The sequence below is a fragment of the Arthrobacter sp. UYCu512 genome (assembly GCF_040547075.1).
Lineage (GTDB): Bacteria > Actinomycetota > Actinomycetes > Actinomycetales > Micrococcaceae > Arthrobacter.
In genome coordinates this window covers 48493-70947 of sequence record NZ_JBEPPA010000003.1, presented here as the reverse complement: position 1 = coordinate 70947, position 22455 = coordinate 48493, and the positions used below count along the sequence as shown (strand labels likewise).

The following is a 22455-nucleotide window of genomic DNA, read 5'->3' as shown; positions in this document are numbered from 1 at the left end:
CATCGGAACGACGCCGGACCCCTCGGCGTCCGGCAGCGCACGGGATACCCGCAATACCGGGCCCGGCCGGCTGCTGATCGCTGTCTACGCGGTGTTTGCCATTTCGGCGACGGCCCGGGCGGGATACCAGATCCTCACCAAGTTTTCCGAAGCTCCGCTGGCCTACCTGCTGTCCGCATTCGCCGCAGTCGTTTATCTCGTAGCAACCGTGTCACTCGCAAAAGCCGGCCGCACCTGGTTCAAGGTTTCCGTGGCGGCGGTGCTCGTGGAACTGTTGGGTGTGATTGTGGTCGGGGCCCTCAGCGTGTTCGACTCGGTCAATTTCCCGCATGAGACCGTCTGGTCGCTGTTTGGCCGCGGCTATGCGTTTATCCCGTTGTTGTTGCCGATCCTTGGCCTGATCTGGCTGTACCGCCGCCGTCCGGCGCCGAAGCCGGCCCGAGCGTCCTAGCTGGGCATTCCGGGGCCGGGGTCCTGGCCCACCAGCCGGCTGCACAGGGCCGGCCACGCGGCGCCGAAGCCAGGATGCAATTCCTTCTCGCCGACGCGCTCGAGCGGCACCCACTGCAGCTCCAGGCTTTCGGGATCACTAATCACCGGTTCGAACGCTTCCACAACTTCGACGGCGACTGTCGTGTAGCTCCAATAGCCGACGTCGAACACCGAAGTGAACAGCACCCGCACGTTTTGCGGCGGAACGGCGGCTTCCTCTTGGGCCTCCCGCAGTGCGCCTTGGACTGCTTCTTCGCCCTGGTGCAAGGCCCCGCCGGGGAGGCCCCAGGTGCCGCCCTTGTCGCTCCACAAAGCGCGGTGCTGGAGCAGGACGCCCTTGCCGGGGTCGTGGACCAGCAGCCCGGCCGAGCCAAATAGCCCCCAGAACCGTCCGCTGTCGCCTTCAACCCACGCGTCACCCGGATCGCGTGGCCCGAGGGGCCGGCGCAGTTCGAAGGGGAGCTCAGTGGAGTGTGCTTCGCCGGGCCGCCCGGTTTTGGGGCTGGCCGGGCTCGATGTCGGGGCGACAGGGCTGTCCATGCCCTCAGTTTCCCACGGACCGTGCCCGTACCCGCCGAAGTGTGACCCCGCGGGAAGACAGATCAGGCAGGCTGCACGCCGGGGGGCACGGCGGGATGACAGATCAGACGGGCTGCACGCCGGGGGACGGCGGGATCCATCGGTCAGCAGCGGTCGGTTTCCAATCTTCGTCGCGACAGCTTGCCGTTGACGGCCAAACGGCACCAGTGAACGGGCCGCCCAACCCTCTGAAGCAACCAGACGCCGGGCCTGTTGCCTCCCACGAGGGTTCGCCGACGGAAACTCCGGGCCCAACACTTCAGTTATCCACATAGGGGGACCAACGAGCGCCACCAGAGCTGGAATCGGGAATCATTGGAGGTAGGCCCCCGGGCGGCCGGAGCAGCGGATCGCTCACTGGGACCTGGTGACTACAGCTTCTCCACACTCGAATTTTCTTTAGGAGATCCACAAAAGTCGCGGCCCAGAATGTCACAGCATCGAGGAAGAATTTGGCTATGAAAGCCAGTGAAGATTTCATTCCGCTACAGGCCACACGGCCTGGCTCCGGAATACTCCTGGGAATTCCCCGGCTGCCGGCTGGACCACACGCAGCCGATGACGTGGACTGTGCTCTGGATGGGGCGCTTGCACTGCTGCGTTCTTCAAACGGGACGGCACTGTCTGTTGCAGCGATGTTCGGAGTGACAGAAGCCTCGGACTTTGCCGGTCGGGTCGAGGAATTATCCCGCATGGTCGACTATCTGCAACTTGTGGCCGCAGCGGCGGTTGACCGGACCCGAAACCAGGCGGCGGCAGCCAGCAACGCGGCTGCGAAGTTTGGTTCCGGTGCCCCTGCCAGCTGGTTGACCGGCTGGCACGCCGACGCGACTACGACCACGACCACGACCACGACTGTGACGGTGCCGGCGGCCAGGGTCGCCGGGCCCGATTCCGGTTGGAACGTGCAGCTTGGCGCGGGCCGTGAACAGGGCTGCGTCGATGACGGGTACCGGAACACCACCGAGTTCCTGCGGGCCAGGCTTCGGATCACCGCGGCGGAGGCGCGGCGCCGGCTTGCCCTGGCATCGGATGTTCTGCCGCGTACCGGCTTGTCAGGGCAGCCCCTGCCCGCCGCGTGGGAGGAACTCGCGGCTGTCCTCACAGCCGGGGACATCGCCTCGCGGGCGGCGACCCTGGTTAGCCTGTCCCTCCACCGGGTCGGGCACGTGGCCGCGCCCGGTGACGTTGTCCGGATGGAGCATGCCCTGACCCGCACGGCTGTGGAGAACGACCAGGATTTCCTGACCCGGATCGCGAAGCGCTGGACGGACGCCCTGGACCAGGACGGTGCCGAACCCAGCGAGCAGGAACTGCGCCAGCGCCAAGGCGCGTTCATCCGCCGGTCCCACCGTGGACTGCAGCACCTGGAAATCTTCGCCACCGCCGACCAATTCGAGCACCTGCTCACGGTCATGAACACAGCCACCAACCCACGGACATGCTCTGCCACCAACCGCACCGACCCCACCGCCGGCACGGCCGAAAGTGCCGGTCCCGACGCCCGGGCCGACGCCCGGGCCGACGCCGGCGCCAATGCCGGCGCCAATGCCGACGCCCGCGGTGCCGTGGACCACCCGGCTGCTGGGGAGGCGGCCGCTGCCGGGCGGCTGGATCAGCGCACCCGTCCGCAACGGCTGCTCGATGGCCTGGTCGGCGCCTGTAAGGTGGCCCTCGCGGCCGGAGAACTGCCCGCTTCCGGTGGACTGCGCCCGCAGGTTATGGTCACCATCGACTACCGGGACCTCCTCGAACGGCTCGGCGGCGCCAACCCGCAGTCACACGGGCCGGGATCCGGCGCGGGAACCCTGATGTTCACCGGCCCGGTCACGGCCGAGACCGCGCGCAAGATCGCCTGCGATGGCGACATCACTCCAATCGTGCTCGGCGGCAACGGCCGCATCCTGGACATCGGCCGGGCGTCACGGGTCTTCCCGCCCCACATCCGCAAAGCCCTCACCGCACGGGACCAGGGCTGCGCGTTCCCCCAGTGCACCATCCCCGCGCCGTGGTGCGAGGCCCACCACATCGAGTACTGGTCCCGCGGCGGAACGACCGGAACGGAGCAAGGCGCTTTGCTCTGCTCACACCACCACCACGTCATCCACAAGGAAGAATGGACCATTCAGGTCCGCGCCGGCATCCCGTGGTTCATCCCCCCGGCGCACCTGGACCCACGCCAGGTGCCACGACGGAACAGCTATTTTCGCCTTGAGTAAACCCAAGGGACAGTGCGCGCTCTGCGGGCAAATCAGGGATTATCTGAACTGCGCAAAGACCTGTGCCGGTTCGGGACGAATATCCGGGCCCTCGGTGAAGCCGAGGCCTTCACAAAAAGCACGCTTTCCGGAACGCCGGATCCACCAGGATGTCCTGGACGGAGCAGATGGTCGCGGCGCCGGAGGCCGCGCTGGCCAGTCCCACCAGCACCAGCGACAGAGCCAGCGCCAGCACCACGGAGTCGGGTTACGGGCTTCCGGCAAGGACTGCGACGCTGGCATCGGAACAGTGCCGCACGCAGCCGTCCCCCGGCCACGGGCGGGAGGTGCTAGCGTAGCGCCGATGCGTAACAGGCGCCCGGGCCCTTGCGTTGGCCACGTCCAGGGGATAGACCATGAACATATCCGTGAACATCCGAAAGTGCACGGCGGACGATCTTCCCGCCCTGTGCCTGCACGAGCCCCCGGGTGCAAAAATCGCCGAGGGCTTCCTGGTGCGCCAGACGGCGGGGGAGCTCCTCTATGCCACGGCGTGGACCGGGGGCACCCCGCACGGCGGGGCGGTGCTGGATTTCCGTGCCGGGCCAGTCCCCGAACTCAAGCATCTCTTTGTGTATCCCGGCAACAGGGGAGCAGGGATCGGCAGTGCGCTGTGCCGCTGGCTGGAAGAGCAAGCCAGGCTGGCCGGACACAGTGCGATCGTCCTCGGCGTCGAACCTGGCAACACTGCGGGACGGAAGCTCTACAAAGGCCTTGGCTACCGGCCCACCGGTGCCACGGAAACATACTCCTATGAATTTACCGACCCTGACGGCAACCGGAGCGTTGCCACGGAAACTGCTGCGCTCCACCATAAACAGCTCGGACCGCCTTGGGCCATCGAGCCTCCCGCCGGCCGTGGACCAACCCCGCCGGCGCCCTCCCGCGTCCTCTTCTATGGAGTGACCGGCAGCGGGAAGTCGACCGCCGCCCGCGCCTACGCCCAGTCCAGGGGGTTGCCCGGGTTTTCGGCAGATGACGACATCGGCTGGCTGCCCGGCTGGCAGCAGCGCACCGTCGAGGAGCAGCGTGGTATCGCAGCCTCGCTTGCAGCCCAGGACCGCTGGGTGCTGGACAGCGCCTATGGTGCCTGGCGGGACGTTGTGCTGCCGCGCGCGGAGCTCATTGTCTGCCTCGACTATCCACGCTGGCTTTCGCTGGCCCGGCTGGTTCGCCGCACGCTGCGGCGGGCGTTGACCCGGGAGCCTGTCTGCAACGGCAATGAGGAAACTATTGCCCGGCTCTTCACCCAGGGCTCGATCCTCCGGTGGCATTTCCGGTCCTTCACTCGGAAGCGGCAGGTGATGCGGGGGCTGGAAGCGGACCCCCGGATGCCGGCTATAGTCATGTTCCGCCGTCCCCGGGAACTCGACGCTTGGCTGGCGCAGCTGACCGGGACCTCTGACCGGGCAGAAAGCCCCTGAACAGACACCCGCGGCTACGCTGGAGGCATGGCTGGACTCAAGGCTCCACAAGCGTTGCGGAAGGCAGAACGTAAGTCCCTCCTGAGGGCCGTGAAGGCATTCCATACCTTTGCCTGGTTCACGATCGAAGCCTGCATGGTATCCGTCCTGTACGCCGGTGTCCGCGGCCGCACGGACCGGCGGGCGGGCCTCGCCGCCGCAGTTCTGGCTGCCGAGACGCTGGTTTTCCGCGAACCGCTTCCACTGCCCGCTTACCGCAGTGGCCAAGGACCTGGGGGATGAGGCAGGCTCGGTCACCCGACATCTACCTGCCGGGAATGGTTCGCGAGGAACCTTCCGGTCATCCACGTTCCACTGATCCTCGCCGCCGTGCTGCTGCACTGGCGGAACTGCCGGACAGCCGGTAGCTCAACCGGGCAGTTCAGCCGGGTAGCTCAACCGGGCAGTTCAGCCGGGCGGCTCAGTCCCCGCACGGTGGCCGGCGCAGTCGAGGCCGCCAGCGCAGCGGGTTGCCGTTGAGGTCGACGGGGAAGTGCTCGATCACCTTGTTGGCCGCAGTGTTAATGATGATCACGGAGTCCGCCGGCCAGGACGGATCGGGAACCACGGTGTAGGGAACATCCGTAATCCTGCTGGGCTGCCCGGCGTCGTTGATCTCCCGGCTGATCGCAAGCTCGAGCCTGGCAGCGCCCTCGTAGCCTTGTGCGTTCTTGTGCATGCCGGCCAGCAGCATGGGCACCGCGGCCTCCACCGCGGCCTCCACCGTGGCCTGCACCGCGGCCTCCACCGTGGCCTGCACCGTCTGCCGGTCCGTGCCGAGCATGCCGGCAATCTGGACTACCGGGATCTGCCTCAGGAGACCGTGGAGCTCTGACCCGGGGTCTCCTTCAGCCACACCTGGGTGCGGGCCTCGGTGGAAACCGCACCCGCGCAGACACCCGCCGGACTGTTGCCTGTGCCTCGTGGTGCTGGCGTGCCGAACGCGGCGGAGCGTCGCCGCGGACCCGCAGTGCCGTCGGAAGCAGCCGACGTTTGCAGGTAATCTAGGAGAGTTCCGGAGCCGGCAGGTTTATCCGGAGGAGCAAATGGCAGGAAGCAAAAAGGCGAGGTTGATGGTCCACATCTGGAACGATCCGTCCGAAGTCCCGGCGGACTTTGGTCCTTCCGTCGTTACGTTCGGCAATTTCGACGGGGTACACCGCGGCCACCAACAAGTGCTCTCACAGCTCATCCGGGTTGCCCGTCTCAACCACGCACGCGCCGTCGCCATCACCTTCGACCCGCATCCGGCGCAGGTCCACCGTCCCGAATCCGCCCCGGAACTGATCATGGGTCTGGAAGACAAGCTTGCCGCCCTCAGCGAACTGGGCCTCGACGCCGTTCTGGTCATGAAGTACTCCCTCGAGCTGGCCAGCCTCACCCCCGAAGAATTCGTCGCCACAGTCCTGGTCGGCAGCCTCAGGGCGAGCCACGTGGTGATCGGCCACGATGCACGGTTCGGCCGGAACAACTCCGGGGACCTGGAGACCATGCAGGACCTCGGCCGGAAGCTCGGCTTCGAGGTGCTGGTTATCAGCGAGTTCGGCTCGGAAGGCTTTCCGCTCCACGGCGACGCACCCGGTGCGGGACAAGACCGCACCGCCCACGACGGCACCGACCGCCGCTGCTCCTCCACCTGGGTGCGCGAGGCACTGCGGGAGGGCGACGTCGCCACTGCGGCCGCCGTACTCGGACGACCGCACCGGATGCGCGGCGAGGTGGTCCACGGCGCCGCTCGCGGCCGTGACCTCGGCTTCCCGACCGCAAATCTGGCCGCTGACGCGAGCGGTTACGTCCCGGCTGATGGCATCTACGCCGGGTGGCTTGTGGACCAGGCCGGCACGCGCTGGCCTGCCGCCATCTCCGTCGGGTCCAACCCCACCTTCGACGGCGTCAGCCGTCAGGTTGAGGCGCACGTGATCGACCGGCCGAAAGAGGCCGTGGAAGACTTCGATCTGTACGGCCAGACAGTAGTTGTGGAATTCGTCGCCCGGCTGCGGGGCATGGTGACGTACCGTGGCCCTGAAGCACTGGTGGACCAGATGCGGCTGGACGTTGTCCAAGCGCACAATATTCTATTTGTGCCCTAACCCGACCATCCGCTGCGCCGGGCCGCCGGAGAGGTGAATCCGTCGGCCGGATGCCCGGCCCGGCCGGTGCCAGGTTTCCCCGGGCCGCCGGACGGGAAAACGAAGAAGAGCCCGTGGGCAAGGAAGGCACAAAACGTGACGATTGAGAAAAATACCAGGGAACTGGACAAGGATATTGTCCGCGACTTCAGCTCCCGAATGAGCTACGCCTCCTACTTGCAGCTCCCGACGCTGCTGAGCGCCCAGAACCCGGTCAGCACACCGGAGCACCATGATGAGTTGCTGTTCATCATCCAGCACCAGACCACAGAACTGTGGCTCAAGCTGGTCCTGCACGAGCTCCGCAGCGCCGCCGCCTGGCTCCGCTCCGACGACCTCGGCTCGGCGCTGAAGGCGATTGCCCGGGTCAAGCACATCCAGAAGACCCTGACCGAGCAGTGGTCCGTGCTGGCCACCCTCACGCCCACGGAGTATTCGCAGTTCCGCGGCTTCCTGGGTAACTCCTCGGGATTTCAGTCCAGCCAGTACCGCGCCGTCGAATTCCTGCTGGGCAACAAGAACCGCAAGATGCTCCCGGTGTTCGAATCCGACCCCGAAGCCCACGCGATGCTGCTGGAGATCCTCGAATCGCCGAGCATCTATGACGATTTCCTCGCCTACCTCAAGCGGCAGGGCTTCGACGTCCCCGCCGCGCTGCTGGAGCGGGACGTCACCAAGGCGCACGAGTTCTGCGCCGAGCTGGTCCCCGTCTTTAAGTACATCTACGAGAACGCCGCGGACAACTGGGGCGCCTACGAGGCCTGTGAGGAACTCGTGGACCTTGAGGACAACTTCCAGCTGTGGCGCTTCCGGCATCTGCGAACGGTCCAGCGCACCATCGGCATGAAGTCCGGCACCGGCGGCTCCAGCGGTGCTGCCTTCCTGCAGAAGGCGCTGGAACTGACGTTCTTCCCCGAGCTCTTCGCCGTCCGGACGGAGATCGGCCAGTGAGCGCACTGACTCCGGCGGCGGCAGCGGCGCAGAACCGAGATGCCTTGTTGCAGCGCGCCCGGGAACTGGACGCCGCCGATCCGCTGGCTGCCTGCCGCGACCACTTCATCGGTGCCGACACGGACCTTGCCTACCTGGACGGCAACTCCCTGGGCCGGCCGCTCAAGCGCACCGTCACGGACATCAGCAGCTTCATCCAGGACAGCTGGGGCGGGCGTCTGATCCGCGGCTGGGACGAGCACTGGCTGGAGCTCCCGCAGGCCATCGGCGACCAGCTCGGCCGGGCAGTCCTCGGCGCGGCCGCCGGGCAGACCATCATCGCCGATTCCACCACTGTGGTGCTCTACAAGCTGATCCGGGCCGCAGTGGCCGCGATCGCCGACCCGGCCCGGACCGAAATAGTGCTGGATACGGAGAACTTCCCCACTGACCGCTACCTTGTCGAGGGCATCGCCCGCGAAGAAGGGCTGACGCTGCGCTGGATCCACACCGATCCTTCCGCCGGGGTAACTGTCGAGCAGGTGCGGGCGGCAACGGGGCCGGCCACCGCCGTTGTGGTCCTGAGCCAGATTGCCTACCGCTCCGGGTTCCTTGCCGATCTGCCCGGGATCACCGCTGCCGTTCACGCCGCGGGTGCGCTGGTGGTCTGGGACCTTTGCCATTCCGCCGGTTCGGTTGAGATTGCCCTGGACGCCGCCGAGGTCGACTTCGCCGCCGGCTGCACCTACAAATACCTCAACGGGGGGCCCGGCTCGCCGGCGTTCGCCTATGTTAATGCCCGGCACCTGCCGGGTTTGCAGCAGCCGATCTGGGGCTGGATGGGCCGGAAAGACGCATTCGAGATGGGGCCCGGGTATGAAGCGGCAGACGGCATCCGCGGGTTCCTCAGCGGCACCCCGGCGGTCTTCGGGATGCTTGCCATGCGTGGCACCCTGGACTTGCTCGAGGAGGTCGGCATGGCCGCGGTTCGGGAGAAATCACGCCTGCTGACCGCGTTCGCCGTCGAGCTCCACGATGCCTGGCTCGCCCCGGCCGGCGTGGAACTCGCGACGCCGCGGGAGCCGGAGCTGCGCGGCAGCCACATCACGGTGGACCACCCGGCGTTCCGGGAGATGACCGCCGCACTGTGGGCGGCCGACGTCATCCCGGATTTCCGGGCACCGCAGGGCCTGCGGATCGGGCTGTCCCCGCTGAGTACGTCCTTTACCGAGGTGCACCGCGGGGTGGCTGCGATCCGCGAACGGCTGGACGCGGGCCATTCCGGGCAGCCACTGGAGGGGTCGTTTCGACAAGATTAGCGGCGTGCCGGTAAACTAAGCGTTGGATCCGGCTGCAGTCCGTGGCGGCTGGGTCCTGTTGTGTACGGGACAGCTGGCATCAAAGCAGAAGAACCGGCACGGCACCCCCCGGCGGTGAGTTACTGATTCGGGCCTCACGGCACATATCTAGGAGTTATTGTGGCACTTGAAGCCGCTGTAAAGCAGTCCATCATCAAGGATTTCGCAACGTCCGAGGGCGACACCGGTTCGCCGGAGGTCCAGGTTGCAGTCCTGACTCAGCGGATCAAGGATCTCACTGAGCACATGAAGGTGCACAAGCACGATTACCACACCCAGCGCGGTCTGCTGGCCATGGTTGGTCGTCGCAAGCGTATGCTCACCTACCTCAAAAACACTGACATCACCCGCTACCGTGCGCTCATTGGGCGTCTCGGCCTGCGCCGCTAGTCAGCTTTAAGGGGCGGCCCCTTCCGTGACGGAATGGGCCGCCTTTTTCACACACAACTCAACAGGAGGATCAACCGCATCACGCATTCGCGGTCTTCGGTAGTGATCTCCGGGAACGGCTTCCAGGATATGAAGCCCGGCCCGTGGGTCTCGATCGATGACCGGGTGTAGTGCAGGCCGGCAGATGCCGGGCTGGGTTGATGCGGCTGGACTCCGTGAACCATGAAACGGAGGTGACTCTCTATGGAGGGTCCCGAAATCCAGTTCTCAGAAGCAGTCATTGACAATGGCCGCTTCGGCAAGCGTGTAATCCGCTTTGAAACCGGCCGACTTGCCAAGCAGGCAGCCGGCGCAGCGATGGTCTACCTCGACGAAGAAACCGCGCTGCTGTCCGCCACCACTGCCGGCAAGCACCCGCGTGAAGGTTTCGACTTCTTCCCGCTGACCGTCGACGTCGAAGAGCGTATGTACGCCGCCGGCCGCATCCCGGGCTCGTTCTTCCGCCGCGAAGGCCGCCCGTCCACTGAAGCGATCCTCGCTTGCCGCCTGATGGACCGCCCGCTGCGTCCCGCCTTCGTCAAGGGCCTGCGCAACGAGGTCCAGATCGTGGTCACCGTGCTGTCCATCAACCCGGACGAGCTCTACGACGTCGTAGCGATCAACGCTTCGTCGATGTCCACCCAGCTCTCCGGCCTGCCGTTCTCCGGCCCGATCGGCGGCGTCCGCGTTGCCCTGATCGCCGACGAACACGGTTCGCAGTGGGTCGCCTTCCCGAAGCACTCCCAGCTCGAGAACGCCGTCTTCAACATGGTCGTTGCCGGCCGCGTCAAGGGCGACGACGTCGCCATCATGATGGTTGAAGCCGAAGCCACGGACAACTCCTGGAACCTCATCAAGGAACAGGGCGCCGCCGCCCCGACCGAAGAGGTCGTTTCGGAGGGCCTGGAGGCCGCCAAGCCGTTCATCAAGGCCCTTTGCGACGCCCAGTCCGACCTGGCAGCACGCGCCGCCAAGCCGACCGTCGAGTTCCCGGTCTTCCTGGACTACCAGGACGACGTCTACGCCGCCGTGGAGTCAGCTGCCGCCGAGAAGCTGGCCGCTGTTTTCCAGATCGCCGACAAGCAGGAACGCGACACCGCTTCCGACGAGCTCAAGAACGAGGTCACCTCATCCCTGGCCGGCCAGTTCGAAGGCCGCGAAAAGGAGCTGTCCGCAGCCTTCCGCTCCGTCACCAAGCACGTTGTGCGCCAGCGTATCCTCACGGACCAGATCCGCATCGACGGCCGTGGCCTGACGGACATCCGCCAGCTCACCGCCGAGGTTGAGGTTCTTCCCCGCGTCCACGGCTCGGCCATCTTCGAGCGCGGTGAAACCCAGATCATGGGCGTCACCACGCTGAACATGCTCAAGATGGAACAGCAGATCGACTCGCTTTCGCCCGTAACGCGCAAGCGCTACATGCACAACTACAACTTCCCGCCGTACTCCACCGGCGAGACCGGCCGGGTCGGTTCCCCGAAGCGCCGCGAAATCGGCCACGGCGCCCTCGCAGAGCGCGCCATTATGCCGGTGCTGCCGTCCCGCGAGGAATTCCCCTACGCCATCCGCCAGGTCTCTGAAGCCCTCAGCTCCAACGGTTCGACGTCGATGGGTTCCGTCTGCGCCTCGACGCTGTCCCTGCTCAACGCAGGCGTGCCGCTGAAGGCTGCTGTTGCCGGTATCGCCATGGGCCTGGTTTCCGACCAGGTTGACGGCCAGACCCGCTACGCCGCCCTTACCGACATCCTCGGCGCCGAAGATGCCTTCGGTGACATGGACTTCAAGGTTGCCGGTACTTCCGAGTTCGTTACGGCCATCCAGCTGGACACCAAGCTCGACGGCATCCCGGCCTCGGTGCTGGCCGCCGCCCTGAAGCAGGCCCGCGAAGCCCGCCTGCACATCCTGGACGTGCTGAACTCCGCAATCGACACCCCGGATGAGCTCTCCGAGTTCGCGCCGCGCGTCATCGCGGTCAAGATCCCGGTAGACAAGATCGGCGAGGTCATCGGCCCGAAGGGCAAGATGATCAACCAGATCCAGGAAGACACCGGCGCCGACATCTCGATCGAGGACGACGGAACTGTCTACATTGGCGCCACGAACGGCCCGTCTGCCGACGCAGCACGGTCCGCGATCAATGCCATTGCCAACCCGCAGATCCCGGAAATCGGCGAGCGCTACCTGGGCACGGTCGTCAAGACCACCACCTTCGGTGCTTTCGTTTCCCTGACCCCGGGCAAGGACGGTCTGCTGCACATCTCCGAGCTGCGCAAGATCGCCGGCGGCAAGCGCGTGGACAACGTTGATGACGTCGTCTCCGTCGGCCAGAAGATCCAGGTGGAAATCACCAAGATCGACGACCGTGGAAAGCTTTCGCTCTCGCCCGTTGTGGCTGACGAGGCCGGTGCCGGAAACGCTGACGACGCTGAGGTCTCCCTCGAGGCCGCAGAGTAGTCTTTCCAGACCCAAGTGGCGGGGCCGGTGGATTATCCACCGGCCCCGCTGCCGTTAACGGCGGCGTAGAACATCGCCGTCGCCGCCGTACCGTCCGGGCGATTTCCCGCTGGTACGATGGCAGGCAGATTTGGGATGTTTTTACTGAAAGGCTTTGATGACTGTCGTACCCCTGCCGCTTGAGCAGAACCAGCATGCTGACAGCCTGATCCACGGAGCCGACGGCGGATCCGAAGTGCGGCGGTCGGTCCTTCCCGGCGGTGTCCGTGTGCTGACCGAGGCGATGCCCGGACAGCGTTCTGCCACCATCGGATTCTGGGTTGGCGTGGGATCCCGCGACGAGGCGCCCGGGCAGCACGGCTCCACCCATTTCCTCGAACACCTCCTTTTCAAGGGCACCCAGCGGCGCACCGCCCTGGAGATCGCCTCGGCCTTCGATGAGGTCGGCGGGGAGTCCAACGCAGCCACGGCCAAGGAAAGCACCTGCTATTTTGCCCGCGTGCTGGACACCGACCTGCCGATGGCGATCGACGTCATCGCGGACATGATCACCGGTGCCGTGCTGGACCCGCAGGAGATGGAGCAGGAACGCGACGTTATCCTCGAAGAAATCGCGATGGACAGCGACGACCCGACCGACGTCGCCCACGAACACTTTGTCGCGGCCGTGCTGGGTACCCACGCGTTGGGCCGCCCAATCGGCGGTACCCCCGACGCCATCCGTGCCGTCGCCCGGGATTCCGTCTGGGACCACTACCGCCGCTATTACCGCCCGGATGAGCTTGTTATCACCGCCGCCGGGGGACTGGACCACAACGTCGTCTGCGGACTCGTTGTGGATGCCCTGCACTCCGCCGGCTGGAGCCTTGAGCCTGACGCCGCGCCGGTGCAGCGACGCTCCACCGACCGGGCCGCGATCACCGGCACCGCCGGACTGCACGTGGTCAAGCGTCCGGTGGAACAGGCCAACATCATCATGGGCTGCCCCAGCATCGTCGCCACCGACGACCGCCGCTTTGTGATGAGCGTGCTCAACGCCGTCCTGGGCGGCGGGATGTCCTCCAGGCTGTTCCAGGAAATCCGGGAGAAACGCGGCTTGGTGTACTCGACCTACTCCTTCGCCTCCTCCTACGCCGACGCCGGGTACTTCGGAATGTACGCCGGCTGCACCCCGTCCAAGGTCCGGCAGGTCGTTGAGCTGCTCGGCGCCGAACTGGACAAGCTCGCAGAAGGCGGGATCTCCGAGGAGGAACTCCGCAAGGCCGTGGGGCAGCTCTGTGGCGGAATCGTGCTGGCACTGGAAGACACCGGCTCACGGATGTCCCGGCTCGGCCGTGCCGAACTGGTCTCCGGCGAATACCAGGACATCGACGAGACCCTTCGCCAGATCAAGGCGGTGACCGCTGACGAGGTCCAGGTGCTCGCCCGCGAACTCGCGGCTGCGCCACGGACCCTCACGGTCGTTGGCCCCTTCGACGAAAACGAAACCTTCGGCCTCTAACCGGGCCGTGCCCGGCAGGGCGCCCGGGGCGCCCGAAACGTTCCCCGCGGATGCGTGCGGGCCGCGCGCCGGGGGAGTTGCCCCGGGAGCCTCGGGGCTGCGCCGCGGTTAGGAGGCGCAGCCCCGGCATATCCCCGCGTGGAGCCGCCGTTGCCCTAAGCCGGCCTGTGCCCGACGCTGAACTGCGCCCGATGCTGGCCTGTGGCCGACGCCGAACTGTGGCCGATGCTGGCCTGCGCCCGACGCTGGCCTGCGCCCGACGCCGGCCTGCGCCCGACGCCGGCCTGCGGCCGACGCCGAACTGTGGCCGACGCCGAACTGTGGCCGACGCCGAACTGTGGCCGACGCCGTTACGTTACAAAAGCCTTTTTTGAAATCCGTTGACACGCCCTGAGCTGCGCCCTAGATTAACTGTAATCTGAATCACCTTTCAGGTTCAGCGAATTTCCTGCTCAGATTCCCCGGATTCTCAACGAAAGGCATCCCGTGAAGGATACAAAGAAGTTCCTAATGGCCACCGTTTTGGCCGCCGGGCTGGCCCTCAGCGCCTGCGCGCCCACTGCCGGCACCGCAGCGCCGGCCGAATCGGGCAGCAGCCAGTCGGCCGAACCCGTCAACGTTGGCATTATCTACTCCAAAACCGGACCGCTCGCAGCCTATGGCGCCACCTACTATGAGGGCCTCCAAGCCGGCATCGACTACGCGACTGGCGGGACCGGAACGGTCAACGGCGCCAAGATCAACCTCAGCTACGCCGACGACGGCGGCGATCCGGACAAAGCCGTCACGGCGGCCAAAGACCTGATCGGCAAGGGCTACAAGATCATCGGCGGCACGGTCTCCTCGGGAATTGCGTTGAAACTGGCCGAGCAGGCGCAGCAGAACAAAGTCCTCTACATCGCCGGCCCCGCCGCCACGGATGCCCTCCAAGGCGTTAACAAATACACCTTCCGGTCCGGCCGGCAAAGTCTGCAGGATGTGGCCACAGCCGGCTCGTTCATCGATACCAAGGGCAAAAAGGTTGTGGTTTTCGCGCAGGACAACGCCTTCGGACAGGGCAACGTCGCCGCTGTCAAGGCCGTCCTCGGGGCCAAGGGGGCCACAGTGGAGCCGGTCCTTGTTCCGGAAGGCCAGGAGCTCACGCCGTTCGCCCGCCAGCTCATCGATGCGAAGCCTGACATGGTCTTTGTTGCCTGGGCCGGGGCTACCTCCGGCACCATGTGGCAGACACTGAGCCAGCAGGGCGCATTCGACGCCGCACCGATCGTCACCGGCCTCGGCGACGCAGCGACCTTCGGCGCCTACGGCGAGGCGACCAGTAAAATCAGCTTCCTGAACCACTACTTCCCGGGGGCCGCGGGTACCGTCGTGGAGAAGAAGATGATCGCCGCCGTCGAAAAGGCGGGCCAAAAGGCCGACCTCTTCACCCCGGACGGCTTTGTTGCCGGCCAGATGATCGCCCAGGCCGTCAAGGAAGGCGGCGCCGACACCGACGCCATGGTTAAGGCGCTCGAAGGATTCAGTTTCGACGGGCCCAAGGGCAAGGAAACCGTCCGGGCTTCAGACCACGCACTGATCCAGGACATGTACCAGGTCAAGCTCGTCCAGGCGGGCGGTTCCTGGGCTCCTGAGCTGATCAAGGTCGTCCCGGGCGACACGGTCGCCCCGCCGGAAAAGAAGTAGTCCTTCGCGGCGCTGTGCAGCACGGTAACGCACAGCGCCGCACTGCGCCGCCACCACCGTGGCCGGCCCCAGCACAAGACGAAGGATCCGAATGAATTCCCCAGCCCTGCCCGCCTTGGCGGTCGACGGCCTCGGTCTGCAGATCGGCGGTGCGCGCATCCTCCAGGATGTGGGCTTCGCCATCGGCGCCGGCGAAATGGTCGGCGTGATCGGCCCCAACGGTGCCGGCAAGACCACGTTGTTCAACCTGATTTCCGGTGTCATGCGGCCCACGGCGGGCACCATCACCCTCAACGGCCGTCAGATCACGGCCGCGCCCGTGCACCGCAGAGCCAGGGCAGGTCTGGGGCGGACCTTCCAGACGTCCAACCTGTTCCCCCGTCTCAGCGTGCTGGAAAACGTCCGGCTCGCCGCGCAGGCGAAACTGGGAGGCAGTTTCAGCGTGCTGCGATTTCCCGCAGCGTCCGACGAAGCGACCCGGATTGCGCGCGGGACCATCGGGGAAGTCGGGCTCACGAGCCAGCTCATGACGGCGGCCGGCGATCTCTCGCACGGCGAGAAGCGCAAGGTGGAGATCGCCGTGCTGCTGGCAACGGATCCCGCCGTCGTCCTCCTGGACGAACCGATGGCCGGGGTGGCATCGGGGGACGTCCCGGCGCTCACGGCCATCATCCGGGGATTGCACCGGGACCGGGGATGCACGGTGATGATGGTGGAGCACCACATGGACGTGGTCCTGGGCCTGGTAGACCGGGTGGCGGTGATGCACCATGGCAGCTTGCTCGCCCTGGACAGTCCGGAGGCCGTGATGTCCGACGCGACAGTGCAAAGTGCCTATCTTGGAGAACCCGTATGAGCACTGCAGCGGACCCCCGCCCGATTCTTAGCCTTCAGGGCCTCAGCGCCCACATCGCCGGGCAGCAGGTCGTGGAGGACGTCTCGTTCATCGTCCCGGCCACCGGCATCACCGCCCTGCTGGGGCGCAACGGGGTGGGGAAAACCAGCACCATCAAGGCCATCATTGGCCTGATCGACAGAACCGGGGCCGTTGAGCTCGACGGTGTACGGATCGAGAAGGAACCAACGTTCAAGATTGTCCGCAGCGGGGTGGGCTACGTTCCCGAGGACCGCGAAGTCTTCGCCAAACTCACCGTGGCAGAAAACCTCAGACTTGCCGAGCGGGACGCCGCACCCCGGCGCCAGCTCGTCGAGGAGCTCTTCCCGGACCTGTTGGCCCGGTCCGCGCAAATGGCAGGAACCCTCTCCGGCGGCCAGCAGCAAATGGTCTCACTGGCGCGCGCGCTGCTGAATACCAACAAGATCCTGCTGGTGGATGAACCCACCAAGGGCCTGGCTCCGAAAATTGTCTCGGAGGTTGCCGAGACGCTCGCCGAGGCCGCCAGGACCGTGCCCATCCTGCTGGTCGAGCAGAACCTGCACGTCGTCCGCCAACTCGCCGAGGGTGCCGTCGTCCTCTCCGGCGGCAGGGTGGTCCACACCGGCCGGGCCCTGGAATTCCTCGACGACGCCGAGCTAACCCAGCGCCTCCTGGGGGTCTCCGCTGAGGGCCCCGCGCGGGACGATACCGTGAGGGGGACCGCCCTGTGAGTACCGTTGTCCTCTTGCTCTTCACCGGCCTGGGCCTGGGTGCCCTGTACTTCCTCGTGGCCGCCGGACTGTCTCTGATTTACGGGCTGATGGGAGTGCTCAACTTCGCGCACGGGGCCTTCCTTACCCTTGGAGCCTTCGCCGGCTGGGAAATCGCCCGGCGGACCGGCTCCGATAGCTGGGGAACATTCCTGCTTTCGCTCCTGGCCGGCGCGGCTGCCGCTGCCGCCTTCGCCGCTTTCACCGAGTTCGTCCTGATCCGCAGGCTCTACCAGCGGCACATCGAGCAGGTCCTCATTACGGTGGGCCTGTCCCTCGCGGCCGTCGCCCTCTTTGACGGAATCTGGGGCACCGATCCGGTGTTCATCCAGGGACCTGCGTGGTTCAAGGAAACCACCGAGGTCCTCGGCGCCCGGGTACCCAACGATCGCTTTGTCTGCATCGTCGCCGCCGTCCTGGTGCTGCTGGCCATGGTGTTCTTCCTGAAAAACACCCGCTACGGCATGATCATCCGCGCCGGCGTCGAGAACCGTTCCATGGTGACGGCCCTTGGCATCGATGTCCGGAAGGCCTTTACCCTCGTCTTTACGATCGGCGGAGCCGCGGCGGGACTCGGCGGGGTCCTGGCCTCGCACTACTTTGGCTACGTCTCACCGATGCTGGGCGGCTCGCTGCTGATCTTCGCATTCATCGTCACAGTGATCGGCGGACTGGGTTCGCTGACCGGCGCAGCCATCGCCGCCGTCGCTGTCGCCGTACTGCAACAGTTCGCCAACTTTTATCTCGGCGGCACCGGCGACTTCGTTGTGGTGCTCGCCCTGGCGTTGGTCCTGCTGTTCCGTCCATCCGGCCTGCTCGGGAGAACCTCATGACCACTGATACTGACGCCGCCGGCACCAACGCCGGAAACATCCAGAGCACTGGCAACAGCACCCGCGAGCACGCTGGCGGCGCCCTCCGGGCAACCCCCGGCGGCGGCCGGGGACTCCCAACCCGCCGAAGGATCGCCGGCCTGGCCGCCGGGGCCGCCGGGATCGTGTTCCTGTTCCTGCTGCCGCTGCTCAATCTGTCCCTGCCGGGAGTGTTGCCCGGGCCGACGTACACGCCCGGTTCCCTGCAGTTGCTCGCGATGTGTATGTTGATGGCTGCCGCAGCCCTGACCTACCATTTGCTGCTCGGTGTCGCCGGACTGTTGTCCTTTGGCCATGCGTTGTATTTCGGGGCCGGCGTCTACGGCCTGGCGATCATCCTGCAAAACCTGGACATCCCGCTGGTGCCTGCAATGGGACTGACCCTGCTGATTGTCATTGTGTTGGCCCATGTGGTGGGCAGCATCAGCTTGCGGGTCAACGGCATCCCCTTCGCCATGGTCACGCTCGCGTTCGCCCAGGCCGGCTCGGTCATAGTAGGACGCAACCCGGACGGCACCACCGGCGGAGATGAAGGCCTGACGCTGCGCACCGATAACCTGCCGGACTTCCTTGTCGGAGTGGTCAATACACGCAACCTCTACTGGCTGGCCCTGGTGGTGCTGGTGGCTGTCTTCGTCGTGGTGACCTGGGTACAGTCCTCCCGCGCCGGGCACGTCGCCGCCGCAGTGCGCGAGAACGAGCTGCGCGTCCGCGTCCTGGGCCTGCAGCCGTACCTCGTCAAGCTGCTCATCTTTGTGGTCTCCGCCGTCCTGGTCAGCATCATCGGTATGGTGTTCCTGCTGCTCCAGAGCGGCGCCGTGCCGCGGGCCATGTCCGCGGACCTGACCATCACGTTGTTGGTGATGGTGGTCCTGGGCGGCGTCGGTTCACGCTGGGGTGCCGTGATCGGTGGAGTCTTCTACACCATCCTGGACCAGCGCCTCACGACGCTGGCAAACTCCGATGCAATCAATGCCTTGCCGGACATCCTTCGGGTACCGCTGTCGGAACCCCTGTTCATCCTGGGCACCTTGTTTATCCTCGTGGTGCTGTTCCTGCCAGGCGGTTTGACGGGCACCGCACAGCGGCTGGCCGGCCGCCGCAACCCAAGCAGGGGGCCCGGCAAGGGAAATGAAGGTGCCGGGCCCCCCGGCACGGGCCGCCAACAGAGAGCGGCGTCCCGCGAGATCCTGGAGGAATCCGAATGATACCCGTCGACGGGCTGCACACCCTGGGCCGCTGGACCACTGACCGCAGCCTTTCCACCCCCCTGCGGATCGCCGTTGACGACCGCGGCTGCACGCTGAGCTACGGCGAACTGGAGCGTCGGGCTGCCGGACTCGCCGCTGCCTTGAAGGTCGCCGGCTACGTCACCGGGGACCGGGTCGCGACCCTGACGGGCAATAGCTCAGACCACGTTGTGGTGTTTTTCGCCTGCGCCAAGGCGGGCATGGTCCTCGTCCCGCTGTCCTGGCGGCTCTCAGCCAGGGAGCTCGCCGCGCAGCTGGAGCTCGCCGAGCCGCAGCTGCTGCTTGTCGAGGACGAACTGGACTCCCTCGCCGCGGGGGCCTGCACCTTGTTGGCGCACCGGCCGCGGACCGCCGCGCTGGGCCCCGGCGGCATTGAAAAGTCGGTGCCACCACCGTCCCGGCCGCTGATTGTGTCCGGTCCGGGCGCCGGCGGGCCCGGGATCAACCGGGAAGTGCGCGACGACGATCCCCTCCTGATGGTCTTCACGTCCGGAACCGAGGGCGCCAGCAAGGCCGCCGTGCTGACCCACGCCAACTGCTTCTGGACCAATCTGTCCCTGTCCCGAACGCTGGATCTTGGCAGCACCGACGTCGTGCTGGCCGTGCTGCCGCAGTTCCACGTGGGGGGCTGGAACATCCAGCCCCTGCTGGCCTGGTGGACGGGGGCAACCGTGGTTCTCGAACGCGGCTTCGAACCTGGCAGGGTCCTGCAGCTGATCACGGAGCGGCGCGTTACCATGCTCATGGGTGTCCCTACCCAGTACCTGATGCTCGCCGAGCATCCGGACTTCGCGTCCGCCGGGTTGGCCAGCCTCCGGCACGCCGTGGTGGGCGGGGCACCCATGCCGGCACCGCTGCTGCGGATCTGGCACCGCAGGGGAGTGGCCCTGAGCCAGGGCTACGGACTCACGGAAGCGTCACCGAATGTCCTTTGCCTTGCCAACGAGGACGCCGCCCGGATGGTGGGGTCATCGGGCAAACCGTACCCGCATGTCGCCGTCGCCGTGGCCGACCCGGTGACGGGGGACATCCTGGACGGCGCCGCCACCGGCGAACTCCTGGTGGGCGGCCCCGGGGTCTTTGCCGGCTACTTCCGCGACCCGGCCGCTACTGCGGCCGTCCTGGCCGGCGGCTGGCTTCGCACCGGTGACCTCGTGGAGCGCGACGCCGAGGGATACATCAAAGTCGTGGACCGGCTCAAGGACATCTACATTTCAGGGGGCGAAAACGTGGCCCCGGCTGAGGTCGAGGCGGTACTGCTGGACCATCCGGCAGTGGCGCAGGCCGCCGTCGTTGGCGTCGACGACGAGCGCTGGGGCGAAACCGGTGTGGCTTTTGTAGTGATCCGCCCCGGCCTTGCCACCGATGATCAGGACCTCCTTGAGCACTGCGCTGCCCGGCTGGCCCACTTCAAAGTTCCGGCACGGATCGTCACTGTTGCCGCATTGCCCCGCACTGCCTTGAACAAGGTGCTGCGCGGCCGGCTGCGGCAGCAGCTGGGCGGGGACGGGCCGGCGGCACAACCGGACAACAGGGGCGCCTTCCTGCCCGCGGACGGGAGTCAACGATGAGCGCCGCGCCGCGCACCGCGAGGGGTACCCGCACCCGGGCCAAACTGCTGCAGGCTGCCGAAACGGTCTTCGCTTCGGTGGGCTACCACGAGGCCTCTATTGTAAAAATCACCGAGGAGGCAGGCGTCGGACTCGGCACGTTCTACCTCTACTTCGAGGGCAAACAAGCCATTTTCGATGAGGTCGTTGAGGACCTGAACCGGCGGGTACGGCACGCCATGGCGGAGGCCGCCGGATCCGCCGGCACCCGTCTCGCAGCCGAACGCGCCGGGTTCCGGGCCTTCTTCAAATTCACCGCAGAACATCCCGCGCTGTACCGCATCATTCGGCAGGCCGAGTTCGTCTCGCCCGGGGCGCTGCGCCTGCACTACACCCGGATCGTCAATGGCTACATCGAAGGGCTTAAAGCCGCGCAGCTCAGCGGCGAAGTCCGGGACATGGACCCCACGGTCGCGGCGTGGGCCCTCATGGGCATCGGCGAACTTATCGGCATGCGCTGGGTGCTGTGGGACGAGGAAGGCACCGAGCCGGCGCACGGTGCCCGGCCTGATGTCCCGGAGGAAGTCTTTGAGCAAATGATGCAGTTCATCGAACGTGCCCTCGCACCGACGCCGGGTCCAACTCCCGGCCCCGCCACCAAACCGATACAGGCTCCGGAAAGGACAGTCCCATGAACGAGGCCACTGCTGACCCCGGCTACCGGACCATCGAGGTTGAGGTCCGTGGCGGAACCCTGCACACCGCCCTCTGGGGACCCGCGGACGCTGCTGCCCCGACCATCCTGGCGGTGCACGGTGTTACGGCGTCCCACAAGGCCTGGCTGGCGTTGTCCCGGGCGCTGCCGGACGTCAGGATCATTGCCCCGGACCTGCGGGGCCGGGGCCGGAGCAACGGGCTGCCTGCTCCCTACGGGATGCCGTCCCACGCAGGGGACCTCGCGGCCGTGCTGACCGCACTCAGCACCGGGCCCGTGGTGGTTGTTGGCCATTCGATGGGAGGTTTCGCCGCCGTGGTGATGGCGAACCTGTTTCCGGCGCTGGTGCGGTCCCTGGTGCTGGTCGACGGCGGGCTGCCGCTCCAGGTGCCGGCGCAGCTCAGCGACGAAGAAATCGTCGCTGCGGTGCTGGGTCCGGCGGCCGAGCGCTTGAACGCAGCCTTCCCCAGCAAGGAGGCCTATCGCGGCTTTTGGCGGCAGCATCCGGCCTTCAGTGCGGACTGGAACCCGCTCGTGGAGGAATACGTCGATTACGACCTCACCGGCGAGGCACCGCAGCTCCGGCCGGCCACCCGGTACCAGGCGATGGCGGACGACACCGCCGAACTGCACCGGGGCGCTTCACTGCTAAAGGCCCTGGCTGAGCTCGCGGTCGAAACCATTGCGTTGCGGGCCCCGCGGGGGTTGCTCAATGAAGCCGGCGGCCTTTACGCGCCCGGCTACCTGAATACCTGGGCGGACAAGCTGCCTTCCCTGTCCGTCCGCGAAGTCCCCGACGTTAACCACTACACGATTATTATGGGCGGGGCCGGCGCAGCCGCCGTCGCGGACACCGTGCGTTCGGCGCTGGCGGCTCCTTAGCCGCCGGCGAAGGGCGGCAACACATCAACGACGTCGTCCGGCTGCAGCACCACCGCACGGTTCCGCACCGCCACCTCGTTGCGCAGGAAGCTGCTTCGTGACAGTAAACGCGCCAGCGGCGGGGTCCCGGCCGGGGGTTCCGGGCGTTCGACGGCGAGGATCGCATCCAGCAACGCGGCGAGCGTGGCGTCCGCGGGCAGGTCGAAGAGTTCACTGTCGACGCCGGCGGCAGCGCGCGCGGCAGCGAAGTAACGTACATTCAC

At 66.5% G+C, this 22455-nt stretch carries 22 protein-coding genes; 18 read left to right on the top strand and 4 right to left on the bottom strand.

Annotated elements, in window-relative coordinates; all coding sequences use genetic code 11:
* Position 1: 1 nt before the first annotated feature.
* On the top strand, positions 2-451 hold the full coding sequence (locus ABIB49_RS04310; RefSeq protein ID WP_226774277.1) for a hypothetical protein: 450 nt from the start codon (positions 2-4) through the stop codon (positions 449-451).
* Here the strand turns inward: ABIB49_RS04310 and ABIB49_RS04305 are convergent.
* Entirely contained in the window at positions 448-1032 is a 585-nt protein-coding gene (locus tag ABIB49_RS04305; protein ID WP_354156743.1) for an NUDIX domain-containing protein, read from the bottom strand. The two genes, ABIB49_RS04310 and ABIB49_RS04305, sit on opposite strands and share 4 nt — an antisense overlap.
* A 731-nt stretch (positions 1033-1763) precedes the next feature.
* Here ABIB49_RS04305 and ABIB49_RS04300 point away from each other — a divergent pair.
* Positions 1764-3290 (top strand): HNH endonuclease signature motif containing protein, encoded by a 1527-nt coding sequence (locus tag ABIB49_RS04300; protein WP_354156742.1) that lies wholly within the window; start codon positions 1764-1766, stop codon positions 3288-3290.
* 109 nt (positions 3291-3399) lie between these two features.
* Here the strand turns inward: ABIB49_RS04300 and ABIB49_RS04295 are convergent, their stop codons facing one another.
* Positions 3400-3528: a hypothetical protein gene (locus ABIB49_RS04295; RefSeq protein ID WP_354156741.1), complete on the bottom strand. Its 129-nt coding sequence runs from the start codon at positions 3526-3528 to the stop codon at positions 3400-3402.
* Positions 3529-3685: 157 nt separating this feature from the next.
* Between ABIB49_RS04295 and ABIB49_RS04290 the strand changes: the two genes are divergently transcribed.
* Positions 3686-4753, top strand: coding sequence for a GNAT family N-acetyltransferase (locus tag ABIB49_RS04290; protein WP_354156740.1), 1068 nt, complete (start codon positions 3686-3688; stop codon positions 4751-4753).
* 27 nt (positions 4754-4780) lie between these two features.
* Positions 4781-5035: a hypothetical protein gene (locus tag ABIB49_RS04285; RefSeq protein WP_226774212.1), complete on the top strand. Its 255-nt coding sequence runs from the start codon at positions 4781-4783 to the stop codon at positions 5033-5035.
* A gap of 178 nt (positions 5036-5213) precedes the next feature.
* On the opposite strand, the gene ABIB49_RS04280 is transcribed toward ABIB49_RS04285, so the two are convergent.
* Positions 5214-5648, bottom strand: coding sequence for a DUF937 domain-containing protein (locus ABIB49_RS04280; RefSeq protein ID WP_354156739.1), 435 nt, complete (start codon positions 5646-5648; stop codon positions 5214-5216).
* Positions 5649-5865: 217 nt separating this feature from the next.
* Between ABIB49_RS04280 and ABIB49_RS04275 the strand changes: the two genes are divergently transcribed.
* The 14 genes from ABIB49_RS04275 (at position 5866) to ABIB49_RS04210 (ending at position 22192) form a co-directional block, all read left to right on the top strand.
* Positions 5866-6882, top strand: coding sequence for a bifunctional riboflavin kinase/FAD synthetase (locus ABIB49_RS04275; RefSeq protein WP_354156796.1), 1017 nt, complete (start codon positions 5866-5868; stop codon positions 6880-6882).
* Between the two features lie 135 nt (positions 6883-7017).
* Positions 7018-7872: a tryptophan 2,3-dioxygenase gene (gene kynA, locus ABIB49_RS04270; RefSeq protein WP_226774210.1), complete on the top strand. Its 855-nt coding sequence runs from the start codon at positions 7018-7020 to the stop codon at positions 7870-7872.
* Positions 7869-9170 carry a kynureninase gene (gene kynU / locus ABIB49_RS04265; protein ID WP_396021245.1) on the top strand — a complete coding sequence of 434 codons (1302 nt, stop codon included), beginning with the start codon at positions 7869-7871 and terminating at the stop codon, positions 9168-9170. The genes kynA and kynU overlap by 4 nt, the downstream gene beginning before the upstream one ends.
* A 159-nt stretch (positions 9171-9329) precedes the next feature.
* Entirely contained in the window at positions 9330-9599 is a 270-nt protein-coding gene (gene rpsO / locus ABIB49_RS04260) for a 30S ribosomal protein S15 (RefSeq protein WP_226774209.1), read from the top strand.
* Between the two features lie 243 nt (positions 9600-9842).
* A complete protein-coding gene (locus tag ABIB49_RS04255) occupies positions 9843-12092 on the top strand; it encodes a polyribonucleotide nucleotidyltransferase (protein WP_253033235.1) in 2250 nt (749 codons plus the stop codon).
* A gap of 157 nt (positions 12093-12249) precedes the next feature.
* On the top strand, positions 12250-13593 hold the full coding sequence (locus tag ABIB49_RS04250; protein ID WP_226774207.1) for a M16 family metallopeptidase: 1344 nt from the start codon (positions 12250-12252) through the stop codon (positions 13591-13593).
* A gap of 486 nt (positions 13594-14079) precedes the next feature.
* Positions 14080-15276, top strand: coding sequence for a substrate-binding domain-containing protein (locus tag ABIB49_RS04245; protein WP_502913754.1), 1197 nt, complete (start codon positions 14080-14082; stop codon positions 15274-15276).
* Positions 15277-15367: 91 nt separating this feature from the next.
* A complete protein-coding gene (locus tag ABIB49_RS04240) occupies positions 15368-16132 on the top strand; it encodes an ABC transporter ATP-binding protein (RefSeq protein ID WP_354156737.1) in 765 nt (254 codons plus the stop codon).
* The gene (locus ABIB49_RS04235; protein ID WP_354156736.1) at positions 16129-16884 is read left to right on the top strand and encodes an ABC transporter ATP-binding protein; all 756 of its coding nucleotides are present in this window, start codon (positions 16129-16131) and stop codon (positions 16882-16884) included. Before ABIB49_RS04240 ends, ABIB49_RS04235 begins: the two co-directional genes overlap by 4 nt.
* The gene (locus ABIB49_RS04230) at positions 16881-17756 is read left to right on the top strand and encodes a branched-chain amino acid ABC transporter permease (protein ID WP_226774204.1); all 876 of its coding nucleotides are present in this window, start codon (positions 16881-16883) and stop codon (positions 17754-17756) included. Before ABIB49_RS04235 ends, ABIB49_RS04230 begins: the two co-directional genes overlap by 4 nt.
* Positions 17753-19003, top strand: coding sequence for a branched-chain amino acid ABC transporter permease (locus tag ABIB49_RS04225; protein ID WP_226774203.1), 1251 nt, complete (start codon positions 17753-17755; stop codon positions 19001-19003). Before ABIB49_RS04230 ends, ABIB49_RS04225 begins: the two co-directional genes overlap by 4 nt.
* Positions 19000-20616 carry a class I adenylate-forming enzyme family protein gene (locus tag ABIB49_RS04220; protein ID WP_354156735.1) on the top strand — a complete coding sequence of 539 codons (1617 nt, stop codon included), beginning with the start codon at positions 19000-19002 and terminating at the stop codon, positions 20614-20616. The genes ABIB49_RS04225 and ABIB49_RS04220 overlap by 4 nt, the downstream gene beginning before the upstream one ends.
* Positions 20613-21290 carry a TetR/AcrR family transcriptional regulator gene (locus tag ABIB49_RS04215; RefSeq protein WP_226774201.1) on the top strand — a complete coding sequence of 226 codons (678 nt, stop codon included), beginning with the start codon at positions 20613-20615 and terminating at the stop codon, positions 21288-21290. Before ABIB49_RS04220 ends, ABIB49_RS04215 begins: the two co-directional genes overlap by 4 nt.
* Complete coding sequence (locus ABIB49_RS04210) at positions 21287-22192, top strand: alpha/beta hydrolase (protein ID WP_226774200.1); 906 nt, start codon at positions 21287-21289, stop codon at positions 22190-22192. The genes ABIB49_RS04215 and ABIB49_RS04210 overlap by 4 nt, the downstream gene beginning before the upstream one ends.
* Here the strand turns inward: ABIB49_RS04210 and ABIB49_RS04205 are convergent.
* A complete protein-coding gene (locus tag ABIB49_RS04205; protein ID WP_226774199.1) occupies positions 22189-22455 on the bottom strand; it encodes a MoaD/ThiS family protein in 267 nt (88 codons plus the stop codon). The genes ABIB49_RS04210 and ABIB49_RS04205 overlap by 4 nt on opposite strands.

What these genes read in the sequence shown, in the direction of transcription:
- ABIB49_RS04305 (WP_354156743.1), bottom strand. Translation starts at nt 1,032, where the DNA reads ATGGACAGCCCTGTCGCCCCGACATCGAGCCCGGCCAGCCCCAAAACC.
- ABIB49_RS04300 (WP_354156742.1), top strand. Translation starts at nt 1,764, where the DNA reads ATGGTCGACTATCTGCAACTTGTGGCCGCAGCGGCGGTTGACCGGACC.
- ABIB49_RS04290 (WP_354156740.1), top strand. Translation starts at nt 3,686, where the DNA reads ATGAACATATCCGTGAACATCCGAAAGTGCACGGCGGACGATCTTCCC.
- ABIB49_RS04285 (WP_226774212.1), top strand. Translation starts at nt 4,781, where the DNA reads ATGGCTGGACTCAAGGCTCCACAAGCGTTGCGGAAGGCAGAACGTAAG.
- ABIB49_RS04275 (WP_354156796.1), top strand. Translation starts at nt 5,866, where the DNA reads ATGGTCCACATCTGGAACGATCCGTCCGAAGTCCCGGCGGACTTTGGT.
- ABIB49_RS04255 (WP_253033235.1), top strand. Translation starts at nt 9,843, where the DNA reads ATGGAGGGTCCCGAAATCCAGTTCTCAGAAGCAGTCATTGACAATGGC.
- ABIB49_RS04250 (WP_226774207.1), top strand. Translation starts at nt 12,250, where the DNA reads ATGACTGTCGTACCCCTGCCGCTTGAGCAGAACCAGCATGCTGACAGC.
- ABIB49_RS04240 (WP_354156737.1), top strand. Translation starts at nt 15,368, where the DNA reads ATGAATTCCCCAGCCCTGCCCGCCTTGGCGGTCGACGGCCTCGGTCTG.
- ABIB49_RS04235 (WP_354156736.1), top strand. Translation starts at nt 16,129, where the DNA reads ATGAGCACTGCAGCGGACCCCCGCCCGATTCTTAGCCTTCAGGGCCTC.
- ABIB49_RS04225 (WP_226774203.1), top strand. Translation starts at nt 17,753, where the DNA reads ATGACCACTGATACTGACGCCGCCGGCACCAACGCCGGAAACATCCAG.
- ABIB49_RS04220 (WP_354156735.1), top strand. Translation starts at nt 19,000, where the DNA reads ATGATACCCGTCGACGGGCTGCACACCCTGGGCCGCTGGACCACTGAC.
- ABIB49_RS04215 (WP_226774201.1), top strand. Translation starts at nt 20,613, where the DNA reads ATGAGCGCCGCGCCGCGCACCGCGAGGGGTACCCGCACCCGGGCCAAA.
- ABIB49_RS04210 (WP_226774200.1), top strand. Translation starts at nt 21,287, where the DNA reads ATGAACGAGGCCACTGCTGACCCCGGCTACCGGACCATCGAGGTTGAG.